The sequence below is a fragment of the Caulobacter sp. P4_E5 genome (genome assembly GCF_056401555.1).
The window spans coordinates 1-19,453 of sequence record NZ_JBFUJD010000076.1 but is presented as its reverse complement, the minus strand read 5'-3'; the positions used below and the strand labels follow the sequence as shown (position 1 = coordinate 19,453).

At 68.0% G+C, this 19,453-nt stretch carries 14 protein-coding genes; 7 read left to right on the top strand and 7 right to left on the bottom strand.

Features of this window, described 5'->3' with window-relative positions; translation table 11 throughout:
* The 4 genes from AC1DSO_RS19915 to AC1DSO_RS19900 are packed head-to-tail and all read right to left on the bottom strand — an operon-like array spanning position 1 to position 6,109.
* Positions 1 to 3,132 (bottom strand): efflux RND transporter permease subunit, encoded by a 3,132-nt coding sequence (locus tag AC1DSO_RS19915; RefSeq protein ID WP_477070460.1) that lies wholly within the window; start codon positions 3,130 to 3,132, stop codon positions 1 to 3.
* A 10-nt stretch (positions 3,133 to 3,142) separates the two neighbouring features.
* A complete protein-coding gene (locus AC1DSO_RS19910; RefSeq protein ID WP_477070459.1) occupies positions 3,143 to 4,402 on the bottom strand; it encodes an efflux RND transporter periplasmic adaptor subunit in 1,260 nt (419 codons plus the stop codon).
* A complete protein-coding gene (locus AC1DSO_RS19905) occupies positions 4,399 to 5,664 on the bottom strand; it encodes a TolC family protein (protein ID WP_477070458.1) in 1,266 nt (421 codons plus the stop codon). Before AC1DSO_RS19905 ends, AC1DSO_RS19910 begins: the two co-directional genes overlap by 4 nt.
* Positions 5,665 to 5,713: 49 nt before the next feature.
* On the bottom strand, positions 5,714 to 6,109 hold the full coding sequence (locus AC1DSO_RS19900) for a hypothetical protein (RefSeq protein WP_477070457.1): 396 nt from the start codon (positions 6,107 to 6,109) through the stop codon (positions 5,714 to 5,716).
* Between the two features lie 231 nt (positions 6,110 to 6,340).
* Here AC1DSO_RS19900 and fucP point away from each other — a divergent pair, with 231 nt between their 5' ends.
* The 5 genes from fucP (at position 6,341) to AC1DSO_RS19875 (ending at position 10,639) form a co-directional block, all read left to right on the top strand.
* On the top strand, positions 6,341 to 7,603 hold the full coding sequence (gene fucP, locus AC1DSO_RS19895; RefSeq protein ID WP_477070456.1) for an L-fucose:H+ symporter permease: 1,263 nt from the start codon (positions 6,341 to 6,343) through the stop codon (positions 7,601 to 7,603).
* Positions 7,603 to 8,628 (top strand): zinc-binding alcohol dehydrogenase family protein, encoded by a 1,026-nt coding sequence (locus AC1DSO_RS19890; protein WP_477070455.1) that lies wholly within the window; start codon positions 7,603 to 7,605, stop codon positions 8,626 to 8,628. The genes fucP and AC1DSO_RS19890 overlap by 1 nt, the downstream gene beginning before the upstream one ends.
* Complete coding sequence (locus AC1DSO_RS19885) at positions 8,622 to 9,434, top strand: amidohydrolase family protein (RefSeq protein WP_477070454.1); 813 nt, start codon at positions 8,622 to 8,624, stop codon at positions 9,432 to 9,434. Before AC1DSO_RS19890 ends, AC1DSO_RS19885 begins: the two co-directional genes overlap by 7 nt.
* A gap of 7 nt (positions 9,435 to 9,441) precedes the next feature.
* Positions 9,442 to 10,209 carry an IclR family transcriptional regulator gene (locus tag AC1DSO_RS19880; protein ID WP_477070453.1) on the top strand — a complete coding sequence of 256 codons (768 nt, stop codon included), beginning with the start codon at positions 9,442 to 9,444 and terminating at the stop codon, positions 10,207 to 10,209.
* 76 nt (positions 10,210 to 10,285) lie between these two features.
* The gene (locus AC1DSO_RS19875; RefSeq protein ID WP_477070452.1) at positions 10,286 to 10,639 is read left to right on the top strand and encodes an L-rhamnose mutarotase; all 354 of its coding nucleotides are present in this window, start codon (positions 10,286 to 10,288) and stop codon (positions 10,637 to 10,639) included.
* Here AC1DSO_RS19875 and AC1DSO_RS19870 read toward each other — a convergent pair.
* From AC1DSO_RS19870 to AC1DSO_RS19860, 3 genes are read right to left on the bottom strand one after another with little or no spacing between them, the layout of a single operon-like run.
* Positions 10,636 to 13,728 carry a TonB-dependent receptor gene (locus tag AC1DSO_RS19870; protein ID WP_477070451.1) on the bottom strand — a complete coding sequence of 1,031 codons (3,093 nt, stop codon included), beginning with the start codon at positions 13,726 to 13,728 and terminating at the stop codon, positions 10,636 to 10,638. The two genes, AC1DSO_RS19875 and AC1DSO_RS19870, sit on opposite strands and share 4 nt — an antisense overlap.
* Complete coding sequence (locus tag AC1DSO_RS19865; protein ID WP_477070450.1) at positions 13,725 to 14,645, bottom strand: FecR family protein; 921 nt, start codon at positions 14,643 to 14,645, stop codon at positions 13,725 to 13,727. Before AC1DSO_RS19865 ends, AC1DSO_RS19870 begins: the two co-directional genes overlap by 4 nt.
* Positions 14,623 to 15,183 (bottom strand): RNA polymerase sigma factor, encoded by a 561-nt coding sequence (locus AC1DSO_RS19860; protein ID WP_477070449.1) that lies wholly within the window; start codon positions 15,181 to 15,183, stop codon positions 14,623 to 14,625. Before AC1DSO_RS19860 ends, AC1DSO_RS19865 begins: the two co-directional genes overlap by 23 nt.
* A gap of 335 nt (positions 15,184 to 15,518) precedes the next feature.
* On the opposite strand from AC1DSO_RS19860, the gene AC1DSO_RS19855 reads away from it, so the two are divergent.
* The gene (locus tag AC1DSO_RS19855; RefSeq protein ID WP_477070448.1) at positions 15,519 to 18,914 is read left to right on the top strand and encodes a TonB-dependent receptor; all 3,396 of its coding nucleotides are present in this window, start codon (positions 15,519 to 15,521) and stop codon (positions 18,912 to 18,914) included.
* An 89-nt stretch (positions 18,915 to 19,003) separates the two neighbouring features.
* Positions 19,004 to 19,453: GDSL-type esterase/lipase family protein (locus tag AC1DSO_RS19850; RefSeq protein WP_477070447.1), on the top strand; the 450-nt coding region annotated here is incomplete at its 3' end.

The window sequence follows — 19,453 nt, the reverse complement described above, 5'->3', positions numbered from 1 at the left end:
CTATCGCGAGCCCGGCCTGACCGCGTTCGCCAGCCTGTACAGCGCCGGCAGGACCAGCAGGGTCAGCAGGGTCGACGACAGGATCCCGCCGATCACCACCGTGGCCAAGGGCCGCTGAACCTCGGCGCCCGCGCCGACATTGAAGGCCATCGGCACAAAGCCGAGGCTGGCCACCAGGGCCGTCATCAGCACCGGTCGCAGCCGGGTCAGGGCGCCTTCGCGGATAGCGTGGTCAAGATCCGCGCCCTCTTGCCGAAGCGAGCGGATGAAGCTGACCATCACCACGCCGTTCAGCACCGCCACGCCCGACAGCGCGATGAAGCCGACCCCGGCCGAGATCGACAGCGGCAGCCCGCGCAGCAGCAGGGCCGCCACCCCGCCGGTCAGGGCCAGCGGCACGCCCGAAAAGACGATCGCGGCATCCTTCACCGACCGGAACAGGGCGTAGAGCAGACCGAAGATCAGCAGCAAGGCCGCCGGCACGACCAGCTGCAGGCGCTTGGCCGCCGAGATCAGCTGCTCGAACGTGCCGCCATAGGTGATCCAGTAGCCGGTCGGCAGTTCGACCTCAGCCCCGACCTTTCGTTGCACCTCGGTGATAAACGAGCCCAGGTCGCGGCCGCGGACATTGGCGGTGACGACGACGCGGCGCTTGCGATCCTCGCGGCTGATCTGATTGGGGCCCATCACCGTCTCGATCTTGGCGACGTCCTGCAACGGCACGAAGCCGCGCGGCTGGTCGATAACGCCTGGCAGCGGGATTCGCAGCCTGCCGATGTCGTCGACCTTGCTCCGCACGGCCTCGGGCAGGCGCACGACGACGTCGAAGCGCCGGTCGCCCTCGAACACCTGGCCGGTCACCGCGCCGCCGATGGCGGTGGCGACGACCGACTGGACGTCGTCGACATTCAGGCCAAGTCGCGCCAGGGCGGCGCGATCGGGGGTGATTTGCAGGACCGGCAGGCCAGTGACCTGCTCGACCCCGACGTCCTGGGCGCCGTCGACGCCCTCGACCACGGTCCCGATCCGCTCGCCGATCTCCCGAAGTTGATCGAGGTCGTCGCCGAACACCTTGACCGCCACGTCCGCCCGCACCCCCGATAGCAGTTCGTTGAACCGCATTTGGATCGGCTGGGTGAACTCGTAGTTGTTGCCCGGAACCTTGGCGACGATCGCCTGCAGTTCGCGCACTAGCTGGTCGCGCGGCTTTCGGGGGTCGGGCCAGTCCTTGCGGTCCTTCAGCATGATGAAGGTGTCGGCCACCGAAGGCGGCATGGGGTCGGTGGCGACCTCGGCGGTGCCGATCTTGGCCACTACGCGCTCGACTTCCGGCAGGGTCTTGATCTTGGCCTCCAGCGCCGTTTGCATGGCGACGGCTTGCGAGAGGCTGGTGCCGGGAATGCGCAGGGCGTGCATGGCGATATCGCCCTCGTCGAGGCTAGGCGCGAACTCCGAGCCCATCCGCGAGGCGGCGAAAGCAGCGATCGCCACCAGCACGACGGCGCCGGCCACGAAGGCCACGCGCAGGCGCAGCGCGATCTCCAGAGCCGGTTCGTAGAGTCGCCGCGCGCCGTGCATGATCGGGCTTTCCTTGTCCTCCACCTTGCCGGTGACGAAGAGGGCCACCGCGGCTGGGACGAAGGTCAGGGAGAGCACCAAGGCGGCCGTCAGGGCGATCACCACTGTGATGGCCATCGGGTGGAACATCTTCCCCTCCACCCCGGTAAGGGCGAAGATCGGCACATAGACGAGAGTGATGATCAGCACCCCGAACAGCGAGGGCCGGATCACCTCGCTGGCGGCCCTGCCGACCAGACCGAACCGCTCATCGCGGGACAGGAGTCGGCCCTCGCGGTGCTGGGCTTCACCGAGCCGGCGCAGGCAGTTCTCGACGATGATCACTGCGCCGTCGACGATCAGGCCGAAGTCCAGAGCCCCCAGGCTCATCAGATTGCCCGAGACCTTGGTCTGGACCATGCCGGTGATGGTCAGCAGCATCGACAGCGGGATGACCGCGGCCGTAATCAGGGCCGCGCGAAAATTGCCCAGCAGCAGGAACAGTACGACGATCACCAGGATCGCGCCCTCGATCAGGTTCTTCTCGACCGTGGCGATGGCCCGGTCGACCAGATGGGTGCGGTCGTAGACCGGCTTGGCCGTCACACCTGGGGGCAGGGCCTTGGACGCCTCGGCGAGGCGCACGGCGGCCGCGCGCGATACCGTGCGGCTGTTCTCGCCGACCAGCATGAAGACGGTGCCCAGCACCACTTCCTGGCCGTTCTCGGTCGCGGCGCCGGTCCGAAGTTCCTGACCCAGGCCGACATCGGCGACATCGGCGACGCGGATCGGCGCGCCGTTGCGGCTGGCGACGATGACGGCTCGGAGATCCTCCACGCCCGTCGCCTGGCCGGGAACGCGGATCAGGTACTGCTCGCCATAGCGTTCGAGGTATCCGGCGCCCACGTTGGCGTTGTTGCGTCCCAGCGCCCCGGCGACGTCGGCCATGGTCAGGCCATAGGCGGACAGCCGTTCGGGCAGGGGGGTGACATGATACTGCCGCTCGAAGCCGCCGATGGTGTTGACCTCGGTGACGCCGGGCGTGTTGCGCAGCTGCGGGCGGATCACCCAGTCCTGCAGGGTGCGCAGATCCTCCGGTGTCCAGGCCTTGCCATCGGGCCGCCGCGCGCCCGGCTTGGCCTCGACCGTGTACATGAAGATTTCGCCTAGACCGGTGGAGATCGGGCCCATCTCCGGATTGAGGCCAGCCGGCAGTTGATTGCGGGCCGATTGCAGCCGCTCGCCCACCAACTGGCGGGCGAAATAGATGTCCGTGCCGTCCTTGAACACGACGGTGACTTGGCTGAGGCCGTAGCGCGAGACCGAGCGGGTGTATTGCAGGCCCGGCAAGCCGGCGATCGCCGTCTCGACCGGGAAGGTGATCCGCTGCTCGGCCTCCAGGGGCGAGAAGCTCGGGGCCTCGGTGTTGATCTGCACCTGGACGTTGGTGATGTCGGGCGTGGCGTCGATCGGCAGGCGCTGGAAGCTCCAGACGCCGATGACGGCCGTGACGGCGACGAGCGCCAGCACGATCCAGCGAAGCCGGATCGAGGCGGCGATGATGCGTTCGAGCATGGTCGCCCCCTTAGTGGTCATGGCTCGCGCCGGACTTTTCGATGTCCGCGCGAATGAGGAAGGCGCCGTCGGTGACATATTCGGCGCCGGGCTTCAGGCCGCCCAGCACCTCGGTCCATTCGGGTGTCTGGCGACCCAGCTCCAGCATCCGCACCTCGTAGGTGTCGCGGACTCTGACGAACACGACCTGGAAGTCGCGGAAGCGCTGGATGGCCTTCGTCCGCACCGCCAACGGCGCGGTCCGAGCGCCGACCTGGAACGCGCCTTCGACGCCCATGCCGGGCCGGAAGGCGCTGGCCGCGCCTCCCGGCAAGTGGACGTGGGCCACCAGGGTCTGGCTGACCAGGTCGGCTGTGGGCAGCACCGCCTCGACCTTGGCCATCAGCTTGGTGTCTCCAGAGAAGCTGCGCACCTCGACCGGCTGGCCGACGCGGACTTTCTCGGCGTCGCGCGGATAGACCAGGAACTCGGCGTGTAGCTGGGTCGGGTCGGCGATCACGAAAATCGCCCGTTCGCCGGCCACGTCGCCGACATTGAGGTTCTTCTCGACGATGACGCCGCTGATCGGGGCGGGGATGGAATAGGTCTGCAAGCTCTCGCTGGACTCGACGCGGGCCAGGACCTGGCCCTTGCGCACGGTGTGTCCGAGCTCGCCGCGCAGGCTCATGATCCGGCCGGGATACCAGGCGCGGACCTCGCCCTTGCCCTCGGGCGTGATCTCGACCCGGCCGGCCATGTCGACCAGCTCGGCGATCGGCGCGGCGCCGGCGACCTCGGTCCTGACACCGCCGGCCTGGGCCGCGGCGGTCGAGAAGCTGGTGCGGCCCTCATAGGACGCGTAGCTCCAGCGGTGGGTCTGGCCCTGATAGGTCGCGGCCACCTTGACGTCGAACGAGTGCGGCTCATGCACCACGCCGCCGCCGCGCAGATAGTCCTCGACCGGGGCGAACGCGAAGCGGTTCACCTCGCCGTCCAGGCGCGAAAGCGCGATCGACAGCTGGACGTCCTTGGGCGCGACCGGCTTGTCCTTGCGATAGGCGTAGACGTGGAACTCCGGCTCGACGCCGTCCTCGAAGATCGTGACCTCCAGGGTAAAGTCGCCGTCGCGGAGCATGCGGCCGCGATGGGGGCCACGCTCGTGGTCGCCGGCTTTCACGGCATGGCCTTCGGCCTCGGCGGGCTTGGGCTGCTCGCCGCAGGCGGTCAGGGAAAGGGCGCTGGTCAGGCAAAGAGCGAGCACGCCCAGGCGCGCGTGGATGCGGCGGGTCATCGGGCGGTCTCCGAGGGGATGAGGGCGGCGTGTTCGCCCGTCAGGCGGGCCAGCTCGGCGCGGTCGCGTTGAAGGGCGGCGAGCACGGCGAGGCGCCGGGTCTTGGTGTCGATCAGGGCTTTCTGGGCCTCGATCACGTCGAGATAGCTGAAGCCGCCGCGATTGAAGCCGTCGCGGACGAGATCGACGGTCTTGGCCTGGGCGGGCAGGACCTCGGCCTCCAGTCGGCGTGCTTCGCCGGCGCGGATCGCGAGACCGGCCTGCAGCCGGGCGATGCGGCGTTCGGTAAGCGTGCGCGTCGCCGCGAGATCGGCCTCCGCGGCGGTGCGTTCGGCTCGGGCCCGAGCGACGGCGTCCTGGTTGGTGTCGTGACGGGTCAGGGGAATGGAGCCGCCGACCACGAAGGCGACGTCGCCGCCGTCGTTCAGATAACGCACGCCGGCCCGCCAGGTGGGGTCCTGAACCGCCTTGGCCTTCTCCAGCGCGATCCGCGCCTCGGCGGTGGCGCGCTCGGCCTCTCCGACGGCAAGATCGACCGGGGCTGGCGCGGCCGCGAGGGCGCCGGCGGCGGTGAGGTCCTCGATCCAACGGGGATCGATCTCGAAATCCTCGCCGCCATCCCAATAGGCGGAGAGACGTCGCCGCGCGGCCTCGGCCTCGGCCTTGGCCTGGTCGAGGGCGAGGCGGGCTTCGGCCAGCTGGGCTTGCGCGCGAGCGCCGGCGAACAGCGGATCGCGCGCGGCGCGGACTCTGCGGCCGACCTCGGTGGCAGTGCGCTCGGCGAGGCTGAGACGTTCCTGGGCGACGCGYGTCCGGCTCTCGGCGGTGGCGGCGTCGATCCAGGCCAGCTCCACCTCGTGAAGGAAGTCGAGGACCGCGACCTCGCGGCGGGCCTTGGCCACGGCCGCCTCGCCACGCGCCACGGCGGCGCGGGCCTGGCGTTTGCCGCCGCGCTCTTCGACCTGCTGGTACGAGACCGTGGCCTGGGTTCGGTCGACAAGGCCATAGGCGCCGGTTCCGGCGAAGTCCTCGACCTCGAGGCCGACGGTGGGATTGGGTTTGCGGCCGGCCTGGCGCTCGGCGGCGCGGGCGGCGTCTTGTCGGGCGGTGAAGGCAAGTTGGGTGGGATCGGCCCGCATGGCGCGCGTCAGGGCTTGGGCGAGCGGCAGCGGTTCGGCGTGAGCAAAGAGCGGCAGGGCGGCGAGGGTCGCCGCCAGCAGCCATGACCGTGGCGCACCACGGTTGGCGATGGGAATAGGCATGGGATTTCTCTCGAACGTGTGTGGCCGGCGCGACCGCCTGGCCGCGCCGTCAGGCGAGGTGTTCGAGAATGATCCTGGGAGGGCGGTCCTGGCGCTGTCCGCCGGCGCTGTCCAAGCGCCTGGCGGGCGCCGGGGTGAGCTCTACGGATGAGGTCCAGGGCACCATCATCGCCAGCGCGAGTGGCAGGGCGACCGCGGACGGGACGTCGTGGTGATGATGCGGAAAGGGCGGCGCGGTGGAACCGTCCGGCTGGCTGTCGCCTTGAGCCTCGACGACGTCCTGGCCTTGACCGTGATCATGGTGCTCGTCGAGTAGGGCGCTGGCCAATGGCGTGGCGACATGCGCCTGGCCGGTGGCGTGCAGCCAGTGATCGACCTGCGCGATCGGCGCCTGGGCGACGACAAGTGTCATCAGCATGACCGCCAACGCCGCCACGCTCTTCATCCAGGACTGTCGTCGGCGAAGGATCAGAAAACCACTCCCGTGCTCGCCCGCATAGTGCCGTCGGAGGTCCGCGATGACAACGCCGATCGCGTCCTTACGCGGGTGTTTTGGATTTTCATATTTGACGATCTACTTCATATATGATGTCCATTCGAGAGGCGCTCCGCCAGAGGGCGGCCGGAGGAAACACTCATGACTCAAGGTTCGAGCCGGCGCGCGGGATGGGCGCCTATGGTGCTGATCGTCGCGCTGTTCTTTCTCTGGGGCGTGGCGAACAATCTCAACGACGTCCTGATCCCGCACCTGAAGAAGGCCTTCTTCCTGACCGACCTGCGGTCGGGCCTGGTGCAGTCGGCGTTTTATCTCGGCTACTTCTTCCTGGCCCTGCCGGCTGGCCTGCTGATGCGTCGCTACGGTTACAAGGCCGCGGTGATCGTGGGTCTGGTCCTGTTCGGGATCGGCGCCTTGCTGTTCTGGCCGGCCGCCGAGCTGCGCCGTTACGAGTTCTTCCTGTCCGCCCTGTTCGTCATCGCTTCGGGCCTGGCTTTCCTCGAGACCTCGGCCAATCCGCTGATCACCGTTTTGGGCGATCCGGCCAAGGCCGAGCAGCGCCTGAACCTGGCCCAGGCCTTCAACCCGCTGGGCTCGATCACCGCAGTGGTCGTCGGGCGCCAATTCATCCTCTCGGGCGTCGAGCCGACCAAGGCCCAGTTCGCGGCCATGTCGCCGGAGCAGCTGTCGGCGTTCCAGGCGACCGAGGCCCAGTCGACCCAGCTGCCGTACCTGATCATCGCCGCGGTGGTGCTGATCTGGGCGGTGCTGGTGGCGATCACCCGGTTCCCGCCGCAGGCTAGCCGGCCGACGGCCGAGGACCAGCAGCAGGAGCGCGTCGACAGGCCGATCCTGGGCCTGTTCGCGCGGCCGCGCTTCCTGTTCGGCGTCGCGGCCCAGTTCTTCTATGTCGGCGCCCAGGTCGGCGTGTGGAGCTACATGATCCGCTACGCCCAGGACCAGGTTCCGGGTATGGGCGAGAAGACCGCCGCGGCCTATCTCTCATGGTCGCTGGTCGGGTTCATGGCTGGGCGCTTCGCGGGCACGGCCCTGATGAGCCGTGTCGATCCTTCGCGTCTGATGGCGCTGTTCGCGGCCGCCAATGTCGGCCTGACCCTGGTCGCCGTGACGTTGGGCGGACACCTGGGCTTGCTGGCCCTGGCCTCGACCAGCTTCTTCATGTCGATCATGTTCCCGACCATCTTCGCCAGTTCGCTGAAGGGGCTGGGGCCGCTGACCAAGACCGGCTCGTCGTTCCTGGTCATGAGCATCATCGGCGGCGCCGTCCTGACGGCGCTGATGGGCGGGATCTCCGACGCCAGCGCCATCCGCTTCGCGATCCTGGTGCCGTGCGCCTGCTTCGCCGTGGTCGGTCTGTTCGGCATGACCGCGCCCCGGCGTGACGTCAGCGCCCGCGACGCCGTGCTGGTCGGAGGTCATTGATGTCGTCACCCTTGATGGATGTGCTGGTCTGCGCCGCGCCGGGCGATCTGCGGGTCGAACGGCGGCCGACGCCCGAGCCCGGTCCTGACGAGGTGCTGCTGCGCGTCCGCCGGGTCGGGATCTGCGGCACCGACATGCACATCTATCGCGGAACCCAACCTTTCCTGAGCTATCCGCGGGTGATGGGCCACGAGCTGTCGGGCGAGGTGGTCTCGGCGCCGGCGGGCAGCGGCCTGGCCGAGGGCGACCACGCCTACGTCATGCCCTATCTGTCGTGCGGCGCCTGTCCGGCCTGCGACAAGGGCAAGCCCAACTGTTGCGTGAACATCCGCGTGCTGGGCGTCCACATGGACGGCGGGCTTTGCGAGTTCTTGGCGGTGCCGGCCGGTTTCGTGCGCAGGATCGAAGGGGTCGGCCTGGACGAGGCCGCGATGGTCGAGTTCCTGGCCATCGGCGCCCATGCGGTGCGTCGCGCCAGGATCGAGCCGGGTCAGTCGGTGCTGGTGGTGGGGGCGGGGCCGATCGGCATCGCCGCCACGCTGTTCGCCAAGCTTGCCGGGGCCAAGGTCACCGTGCTGGACGCCCGTGCCGACCGCCTGGTGTTCTGTCGCCAGAATCTGGGAGCCGATCACGTCGTGGCCTTGAGCGACGCGACACCTGCCGCGCTCTCGGACCTGACGGGGGGCGCGTTCTTCGACGTGGTGTTCGACGCCACCGGCAGCGCCGCGGCCATGCAGCAGGGCTTCGCCTATGTCGGTCACGGCGGGACCTATGTGCTGATCTCGGTGGTCTCGGCCGACATCACCTTCTCGGATCCTGAGTTCCACAAGCGCGAGATGTCGCTGCTGGCCAGCCGCAACGCCACGATCGAGGACTTCGATCATGTGCTGTCGGCGATCAAGGCCGGGCAGGTGCCGACAGCGGCGCTCAATACCCACAAGGCCGCGCTGAAGGATCTGGCGGGCGCCTTGCCGAGCTGGATGGAACCGTCGGCCGGGGTAATCAAGGCCATCGTCTCGTGCTGATCGACGCCCACTGCCACGTCTGGCGGCTCGGCGAGAATGACCACGCATGGCCGACGTCAGATCTGGCGACGATCTATCGTAATTTCGACCTGAAGGATCTGGCGGAAGTCTCTGCTTCGGCGGAACTTTCTGGCGCCGTTCTCGTGCAGTCTCAGCCCAGCGAGCGCGACACCGAATGGCTGCTGCAAGCCGCGGCCGTCGACCCGCTGGTATTGGGCGTCGTCGGTTGGACCGATCTAGCAGCGCCGGACGCACCGGCGCGGATCGGGGCGCTGGCGGAGAATCCTTGGCTGAAGGGGCTGCGGCCGATGCTGCAGGACCTGCCGGGCGACTGGATCCTCGATCCGGCGCTCGAACCCGCCATCGCGGCGATGATCGCTGCGGACCTGACGTTCGACGCCCTGATCAGGCCTCGCCACCTGCCCCACATTCTGACCCTCGTTCGCAGCTGGCCGGATCTGCGTCTCGTCATCGACCACGGCGCAAAGCCCGAGATCGGCGAGGGGCGTCTGGATCCCTGGCGCGACCAGATCGCGGCCCTGGCCGAACGGCCAGGTGTCCACTGCAAGCTGTCAGGTCTGCTGACCGAAGCCGGCTACGCGCCCGCCGCCGAAGCCGTCACGCCCTACGCCGCGCACCTGCTGGAGGTGTTTGGTCCCGACCGTCTGATGTGGGGCAGCGACTGGCCGGTGCTGAATCTCGCTGGCGACTACGCGTCCTGGCGCGCGCTCTGCGCGACCTGGATCCCGCCCGCCGATCACGCCCAGGTCTTCGGCGAGACGGCGCGCCGATTCTATCGGCTATAGGCGAGCCATGTCCGACGCCCGCGCCAAGAAGCGAGACTATCGCGCCCCCGCCCTCGAAAAGGGCCTCGACGTGCTGGAATTGCTGGCCGCCAACCGCGGCGGCCTGACCCTGGCCCAGATCTCCAGCGCTCTTGAGCGCTCGTCCAGCGAGCTGTTCCGCATGGTTCAAGTGCTGGAGGCGCGCGGCTATGTCGGTCGCGCCGCTGACGAGGACGGCCTGATCCTGACCAACAAGCTGTTCGCTCTGGGCATGGCCCGCGCACCGGCCAAGGACCTTCTCGAAGCGGCCTTGCCGACCATGCGCGCGGTCTGTCCGCAGATCGGCCAGTCCTGTCATCTGGCCGTCGCCAGCGGCGAACAGATGGTCGTCGTCGCCCGCGTCGAGGCGCCGGGGGACCAGGGCTTTTCGGTTCGCGTCGGCTATCGGCGCAAGATCGTTCAGGCGACCTCGGGCCTGGTGCTTTACGCCTTCCAGACAGAGAACGAGCGTCGGCGCTGGGGTGAAGAGCTGAGGGCCGGCGTGACGGCCGCGACCTGGAAGGCGTTCGAGGCCGAGGCCGCCAAGGCGCGCGAGGACGGCTATGTCCGCGCCGACAGCTATGTGACCAAGGCCGTGGTCGATCTGTCGGTGCCGATCTACGGGCCCGATGGAGTCGCCGGGGCGTTGACCTGCCCCTACGTCGATACCCCATCCGCGATCCCGATGCCCGAAACCATCGCGAACCTGCAGAAGGCCGCCGCCGAGATCACCAGTGAAATCCGCCCGACGGCCTAGGCCGGACGCGCTAGGCGCGGCCATATCATCGACGACAGTTGGGTAAGGTCGTCGGACTAACTCAAGGACAAGGTTCATGAAATCGGTTCGGTACTGCCTCGCCCTCGACCTGCGGAACGATCCGGCGCTGATCGAGCGTTACGAGGCCTGGCATGCGCCGGGCGCCGTGCCGCCGGCGGTCGTCCGCTCGATCCGGGACGCCGACATCCTGACCATGGAAATCTGGCGCGTTGAAAGCCGTCTCTTCATGATCATGGAGGTCGGGCCGGACTTCTCGTCCGAGGCCAAGGCCGCCGCCGACATGGGCTCGGAGGACGTCCAGGCTTGGGAGCGCCTGATGTGGGAGTTTCAACAGCCGCTGCCGAGCGCTGCGGACGGCGAGAAGTGGATCGCCATGCGCCGCATCTTCGCCTTGGACGAGCAGCCCTAGCGATATCGGAAGCGCAGGCCCACTCGGACGTCCCGGCCCGTACGGTGCTGGTAGTTGGGGATCTCGCTGCGGTCGATGAACTGGCGGATCACCGCATCGGTCAGGTTGACGAAATCGGCGGTCAAAGTGATCCGCGACGAGAGCTTGTAGCGCAGCGCGGCGTCGATCGTGGTCACGGCCGCGAAGCCGTCGGAATCGCCGCCGGTCAGAGCCGGAATGGCCGATAGATAGCGGCCCCGATGATTGACGGCGGCGCGCGCTTCCAGGCGCGGTCCGGCGTAGACGAGCGCCAGATTGCCGACCAGGCGCGGCCCGCCCAAAGCATCCTGGATTGGTTCGACGTTACCGGCCGGCATCCGATAGCGGATCTTCGACCGCGTATAGGCCAGCGAACCTTGCAGTCGCCACGGCGCCAGCGCCGAACCTGGCCCGCCCAGTGGTGTCGCCACTGACAGTTCCAACCCGTTCAACTGGCCCTTGCCGGTGTTAACGGAGCGGATGAATTGCCAGATCGRCAGGGCCGGGTCGCAGCCCAGAGCCCCGCCGCAGGACAGAACCGCGACACTGTCGGGAAGGCCGTAGGGATTGGTCGAGAACGGCGCGGGCTGGGTGATGGTCTGCTGAACGATGGAGCCGATCGACTTGTGGTACGCCGCCACGGATACAGCCCCGCCGCCCGGAACGAGCCATTCGACGGCGAGGTCGAGGTTGTTTGCATAGGTTGGGCTAAGTTCGGGGTCGCCCGCCGAAACAGCCTTCAGGCTGGTCGTGGCGATCGTGAAGCCCGGCCGCAGGCTGCGCAGGTCGGGCCGAACCACGACCTTGGCGGCGCCCAGGCGGACGGTGAGGTCGTCCGTCGGTTCCCAGACCAGATTGGCCGAGGGCAGGACATCGTCATAGCCGCGCCGCGCACGAACCGGCTTGAGGCTTTCGTCAGACTGGACCTGGGAGCCGGTCGAGTCCTGGGTCGTGCGCGCCAAGCGGATGCCGACATCGCCCCAGAACCGCCGGCCAGCGGCGCGGGGCCGCGAGAGTTGAAGATAGGCGGCGTCGTCCCGCTCGCTGATCGCGTAGTTGGTGGCGGCGACCGGCTCGGAACCCAGGCGGAAGGCGTCGCAGGTRGCGCGGGCGCAGGCGCGGCGTAAAAGCGCCAGGCCTCGAACCACGTCCGGCGTCAGCCATCGGCCAGGCGGATTGAGTGCGCCGAACGATACGCCCGCGCCGACCAGCCTGGCGTAGTCGGCGATCGGAATGGCGGCCAGGGCGGCGGGCGTGAGGCCGTTCAGGTTGGCGATCGTCCCGTTCGAACGCGACAGCGTGACCGCCTCGGTGCGGTAGTCCTTGTGCRGGACGCCGGCCTGCCACTCCAGGCCGCCGACCGCGCCTTTCAAGTCGAGGCCGGCGGTCTTGTAGCTGTTATCGACCCAGTTCGGATCGTCGCGAAACTCCGACAGCGTCCAGGCCGAGGCCTGGTCCAGCGTGGCGTCGCCATAGCCCACGAACGGATGGGCGCGGTCGCGGAAGTCGTAGGCGAAGCCATTCACGCCGTACTGATCGAAATGCAGTGTGTTCTGGATAGGATTGCTGAAATCCGAGCGGGAAAAGCCCGCCAGCGCTGTGGCCTCGATCCCGCCTGGGAGTTCGCGGACCGCCGTCAGTGTCGCCTGGCGGAAGATGGTGTCGAGCTCGTCGTAGCGCGCCTCGGACTTGACGTCGACGCCATCGAACGTCCCGGCGATCAGCACCGGCAAGCCAGGGTGGAGCGCGGTGATCACCGGATCGATCGCGGTCACGGCGTTGAGGCCGCAAGATGGGGGCGAGGCTGGGCCGCAAGCGCCCGCGGTACGGAAGGTGAAGCTCTCCAGCAGGAACTCGTTCCGCTTGGATTCCAGCGTCGCGTAGAGCAGGTCCAGCGAGATCCGGGTCCGGTCCGACGGCCTCCAATCCAGGGCGGCGGTCAGGCCCAGGCGCGACTGGGCGGCGGTCATCAACTCCAGGCGCGGAATGCGGGCGTGCAGGGCGGCGTTGACCTCCGCCAGGCTGGCGCCGCCCGTCGCGGCGCCGAAGCCCGGATAGAGCGCCACCCCCGACTGCCAGCCGCCAGCGGTGCTGCCGGCGTCGACGGCGTAGCGTTTCGAATAGGCGGCCGAGACAAGGACGCCCAGGCGGTCGTCGGCCAGCCGGCGCGACAGGACGATCGAGCCGCGCGGCGCCAATCGCTGGGCGCGGCTGTTGTAGGTCTGCTCGGCGTAAAGCCGCAGGCTGCGATCTGGCAGGTCGAACGGCGAGCGGGTCCGGATGTCGACCGTGGAGCCCAGCGAGCCTTCGTCGATATCGGCGGACGCGGTCTTCTGCAGCCGGATCTGCCGAAAGAGGTCGGCGGCGAAGACGTTGTAGTCGAAAGACCGGCCGCGGTTGGTGCCTCCGCCGGCATTGGCGCCGCCAAAGGTGGCCAGGGTCTCCATGCCGTTGATGCGCACGCGCGTGAAGCGGCTGGCGACGCCGCGGATGGCGATCTGGCGGGTCTCGCCGCCGTCGGTCACGGCCGCCGCGCCGGGCAGATCACGCAGGGCGTCGCCCAAGCTGACGGCGCCCGAGCGGGCGATCTCGTCCTCGGTCAGGATGTCGATCGGCGAAGGCGTCCGGCGCCTCAGGGCCGCCGGCAAGCTGGCCCTTTCACGAGCGATGACGCTGACCGGATCCACCTCGGCGACGAGGTCTTCGGTTGGCTGGGGCGCAGGTGAAACGGCGGAGGAGCGGGAGGCGGGCCGGACGCCGGCAGACAAGGGGGCGATGGTGACGACGCCGTCCGCGCCGATCACGAAGGTCAGGCGCGAACCGGCGAGCAGCACGTTCAACGCCGTGGGCAGGGGCATGGTCCCGCGCAGGGCTGGCGCGTGCCGGCCGGCAAGCAGTGGGGCAGGAGCCAGCACGACCACGCCGGCGCGCTCCGACAGCGCCAGCAACGCCCTGGCGAGGGGCTGGGCGGGCTGGTCGAAGGCGAAGACGGAGGGGCGTTGGGCGGCCAGGGCCGGCGCGCTGGTCAGGAGCGCCGTCAGCGTCGCCGCTGACCCGAGCGACCACCTCATCGCGCGCGGATCAGCAGGCCGCCGTCGGTTTCCCGCGCCACCGTCACTGGCAGCACGCGGGGCAGGCCGGCGACGAAAGCGCCGGCCTGATCGGGGCGCAGGCCCGTGGTCACTTTCAAGCCCGCTGCGTTCGGTGCGACCCGGACCCGCAGGCCGTAGCGATTGAGGTCGGCGATCACCTCCGCCAGCGGCGCGGCGGCATAGGCCAACCGTCCCCGACGCCAGGCGCCGGCGTCGCCCACGCCGTCGAGGGGAGCGGCGCGCACGCCCGAGACGTCGGCCMGGGCGCCCTGGCCCGCCGGGACCTTGGCGACGGACGGGCCGCGCGATACCTCGACCAAGCCTTGCTCGACCTCGACCCGAACGCGATCGTCTTGACCTTTGTGGACGTCGAAACGCGTGCCCAGCACCCGTACCTTGGTCTCACCGGCGGCGACCGTGAACGGGTGCGCCTGGTCGCGGGCGACGGCGAAGAAGGCTTGGCCGGCTTGCAAAACATAGGTCCGGCGCGCCAGCCGCCAGCTCGGTCGCAGGCTCGAGGCTGGCCCCAAGGTCACGTGGCTGCCGTCGGCCAAGGCGATCTCGCGAGTCTGCCCCGGCGCGGACACGATCGCGGCCGGCGGCGCCGCCATCACGGCGGCGGCKGCCAGACTGGCGGCCATGGCCGCGGCCGGCCAGGCCCAGCGCGGCGGAGAGGGGCGGGCAGGGCGCGCGGCGGTCGGGGCGGCCAGGGCCTCGTCCAGCAGCAGTAGGGTGCGCTCGGCCTGCTCATACGCTGACAAGTGGCGCAGGTCGGCCTTCAGCCAGGTTTCGAGTTCGGCCGAACGCGCGGGTGGGAAGTCCTCGCCAATCACGGCCAGGGCCCATGCGCGCGCCTGGGCGCCGATCGCGGAGTTAGGATCGACGGGTGCGTTCACGCGACAGGCCTCGATAGTCGATGGTTCCGCGCGCAACGGCGCGCTGGCAGACGGCGGTGGCTTCGTCCACGGTCTTGCGGACCAGGGATTCCGAAACGCCATGACGGCGGGCGATTTCGGCGAAGCTCAGGCCATCCATGCGATTGGCGGTGAGGTAAAGGCGGTGCCGCTCGGGCAGGCCGGCCAGCACCTCTTGCAGCAGGCGCACCTGTTGCTTGGCGATCAGGGCGCGCTCGAGGTCGGGATCCTCATCGGCCGCCAAGGTCGTGGTGTCGTCGAGGGCGGCGCTGGCGCGGCGCAGTTGGCGCCGAGCGTCGTGCATCAGGTTGATGGCGATCCGGAAGACGAAGGCGCGGGGGCTTTCCAGTTGCCGGTCGGCGGTTTGCTCGCCGAGCTTGAAAAAGGCCTGCTGGGCGACGTCCTCGCAGTCGGGCGGGCCTGGGCCGAAACGCGCGCGCAAGAAGGCGCAGAGGTCGCGCCATTCCTTAGCGTACATGGCCGGGTAGGCCGGGTGATCACGCCAAACCTCTTCGCCCACGATTCGAAGCTTTGGTCGCTCCGCCTTGGACACCGCCACTCCCCAAATGCTCTCGGCATCCTTATTGGGCGCGACGATGCGGGTGAACGCTTCGTCGATCAATGGCGCGTCGGGATTTTCGGGCGATCCTGAACTTTTTTGTGCGGATCGATGGGCGGAAAACGTCGTTATGAGGTCGCTCCTCGAAAGCAATAAAAGTCCAATAATTTTAGGAAGTTACCGGTAACTTTCCTCTTTTGTCATCCCTCTCGGCATGCTTATCTCAAATGACACCGGTGACAACAATCCGGTGATGACGGCCTCGAAAGGCCGCGACCTTGAAAGGGAGGGAAACAATGTTCGCGCAATCGCGCCGCGCCGCCACGGGCGCTTCCAGCACTTCGATCTTCGCTCTGATCGCCGCCGCCGGCCTCGCCAGCGCCGCCCACGCTCAGGATCAGCCGCCAGCCGCCGCGCCGGCGCCGGCGGATTCGACCGTCGCCGAGGTGGTCGTCACCGGTTATCGCGCTTCGCTGCAGAGCGCGCTGAATCTGAAGCGCACCTCGAACGTGATGGTCGACGCCATCAATGCCGAGGACATCGCCGACTTCCCCGACGCTAACCTCGCCGAATCCCTGCAGCGCCTGCCGGGGGTCTCGATCGACCGCGACAACGGCGAAGGCCGCACCATCACGGTTCGGGGCCTGGGCAGCGACTTCACCCGCGTTCGCCTGAACGGGCTGGAAGCCTTGTCGACCGCCGGCTCGAATGATTCCGGCACCAGCCCGAACCGCTCGCGCGGCTTCGACTTCAACACCTTCGCCTCGGAGCTGTTCAGCTCGCTGCGCGTGCAGAAGACCGCCTCGGCCGAGACCGATGAAGGGTCCCTGGGCGCCACGATCGACCTGATCACCGGCCGCCCGTTGAACTTCAAGGGCCGCCGCTTGGCGCTGTCGATCCAGGACGCCTATTACGAAGCTGGCGGGCACCACAATCCGCGCGGCGCGGGCCTGATCTCGGACCGTTGGGAGACCAACTGGGGCGACTTCGGCGCGCTGTTCTCGGCCGCCTATAACAAGCGCAACTCGACCATCGACAGCTATCTGCGCTCGCCCGGCCAGTCGGACTACACCTATCGCGGCGCGACCTTCGCCACGACGCCGACCCAGACCGCCGGCCTGCAGCGCCAGGGCTTCGCCGCACCGATCGGCACGGCCTGCAACGCCATCATCACCATGAACGTCACCAACCCGGCGGCCTGCGCGGCCATGGTCGGGTCCAATCCGGCGGCCTATGCCCTGGTCAACAGCCCGCAAGGCCGGGACCTGACCTCGGGCGCGCCAGGCTCGTTGGTGCGGATCCCGGCGTTGCCGGCGCTGAACCAGCAGCAGTTGGAGCAGGACCGTCTGGGCTTGACCGGCTCGGTGCAATGGCGCTCGCCCGACGCCAAGACCACGGTCAGCATCGATGGCGTCTATTCGCGGTTCTATAACAACTCCGAGAACTTCCAGATCAGCCTGGTCGGCCTGAACCGCAACAACACCAACGCCCCCTATAACAGCGCCAACGCCTCGACGAGCGTGGCCAACAAGCGCGGCCTCTACAACACCTGCACGGCCCGCGACGCCACAGCCATCGTGGACGCCATCGACTGCGGTCAGCAGTTGGGCGGCGGGGCGCTCGTGCCGGGTATGGCGTTCAGCTACAACCCCAACAATCTCGAACCATACGACTACTACAACAACCCCGCGTCGGTCGGTTACGTGCCGATCTCGGCCAGCAACCCGTTCGGCCTGGGCCTTCGCGACGCGATGATCGGTCGCCCGTCGGTCCGCCTGATCGACGCCAAGCTCAGCCCTAGCGGCGCCAATGCCGACTATCTGAAGCTGGGCAATGTCGACGTGCGCTCGGCCGACGACCAGCAGATCTACACGACCTTCTTCCAGCAGGGCTCGATCAACATCGAGCACGAGTTCAGCGATCGCCTCAGCGTCAAGGCCGTCTATGGTAGGTCGCGGTCGGTCAATAAGAGCACGGGCTTACTGGCCGACTACATCCGCCTGGACAGCGGCCAGGGCGTGCCCGGCAACGACTACATCGTCTATGACGAGCGCGGCGACGGCGACATGCCGCTGATCAACCTGGGCTTCGACCCGGCCAATCCGGCCAGCTGGGACTTCGTGAAGAACTATTCGGCGCTGCGCATCTATCGCCGCGTCGCCGACAACCACTACGAGGGCGGGCGCTTCGACCTGGCCTACGACCTGGACGACGACAACACCGTCAAGGTCGGCATCTCGCGTCGCAAGTACAGCTTCTTCACCACCCAGTTCCAGCGCACGGTCGGTGAGACGCTGAACCCCTCGTTCAAGGAAGCCAACAGCTCGGTCGCGGCCACCAGCCGTCTGATCGAGTTCGGCAAGCTGCTGAATCTGCCGGAAGGCACGGCCCCCTCGTTCCTGGCCCCGGACAACGCCAAGTTCGCGGCCCTGTTCGGTTTCGACTGCAACTGCGTCAACAAGTGGGGCGACTGGCGGACCTCGGCCTTGGCCAGCCCGGCCAACACCTACGGCGTCGACGAGACCGACACCGGCGCTTATGTACAGTTCGACTTCAGCACCCAGCTGTTCGACCGCACCCTGCGCGGCAATATCGGCACGCGCTACGCCCTGACGGAGCTGGTCTCCAGCGGCCTGACCAACACCGCTCGCCCGATCTCGGCCGAGAACAAGTATCACGACATCCTGCCGTCGATGAACGCGGCCTACGAGTTGTCGGACAGGATGATGGTCCGCCTGGGCGTCGCCAAGGTCATGGCGAGGCCGCTGCTCGGCAACCTGGCGCCGTCGATCACGGCGTTTTCCGCGCCGACCACCACGGGCTCGACCTCGGGTGGCACGATCACCCTGGGCAATCCGAAGCTCAATCCGTTCCGGGCCGTCAACTACGACCTGTCGTTCGAGTGGTACTTCGCCAAAGGCGCGCTGTTCTCGGCGGCGATCTTCGACAAGGAGATCAGCAGCTTCCCGCAGACGGTGATCAGTTCGGGCACGCTGTCATCGATCCTCAACGAGGAGGCCATGGACCAGCTCCGCGCCACCCAGATCCCGGCCACGGGTTCGCCTTCGGCGGCCCAGCTGGCGGCGCTGAACTACATCAACACCCAGTCTTTCGACATCCGCCAGTTCCGCGACGCGCCCGGCGGCTATATCCGCGGGGTCGAGTTCAGCTACCAGCAGAACCTGACCTTCCTGCCGTGGTTCCTGGACAAGCTGGGTGTTCAGGCCAACTACACCCACCTGGAATCCGAGCTGAACTACATCATCGATCCGGGCGCTCTAGCCACGGCGACCGCGGCGGCCCGTCCGCGCATCGTCTCGCCGGGCCCGTTCACCGGCGCTTCGCCGGACGCCTTCAACTTCACCGTCTATTATGACGCCAAGAAGTGGTCGGCCCGCGTCTCGACGGCCTATCGCGCCAAGTATTTCACCCAGTACCCGATCGCGTCGGGCACCTGCGATCCAGGCGTCTGCGACTCCCCGTTGGTCAACGACTTCGTCGGCAGCGAGGCGACCACCAATGTCGACGCCTCGTTCAGCTACAAGTTCAATTCCAACATGTCGTTCAGCGTCGAGATGCTGAACCTGACGAACCAGTCCAGCAACCGGTTCGCCTACGCCAAAGATCCTGTGATCACCGCCTACAGCGCCTCGGGCCGACAGTTCTTCGTCGGGTTCCGGGCGACGTTCTAGGCCAGAGACCCACCTCCTCCCGAGGTGACACTAGGGCGGCGCGGGTCCTTCCCCAGCGCCGCCCGCTCTTCTTTCGTGGAGCCGTACCCATGCGTCTGAAGGCCTTGGCTCTCACGGCCGTCCTGGCGATCACTCCGCTCGCCGTCCAGGCCCAAACTTCCGGAAGCCAGGCCTCCGAGCCCGCACCGCCCAAATTCAAGGCCACCAAGATCGTCCTGGTCGGCGATTCCACGACGGCGGTGCTGGGAGGATGGGGACCCAGCTTCTGCGGCTGGCACGTGACCTCGTTCGCCGCCTGTATCAATCTAGCGCGCGGCGGGCGCTCCAGCGGCAACTATCGCGCCGAGGGCTCCTGGGCGCTGGCGATGGACGAGATCAAGTCGGGTGGGTTCGCCGACACCTACGTCCTGATCCAGTTTGGCCACAACGATCAGCCTGGCAAGCCGGGCCGCTCGACGGACCTAGCCACCGAATTCCCGGCCAACATGAAACGTTATGTCGAGGAGGTGAGGGCGGCCGGCGGCAAGCCGATCCTGGTC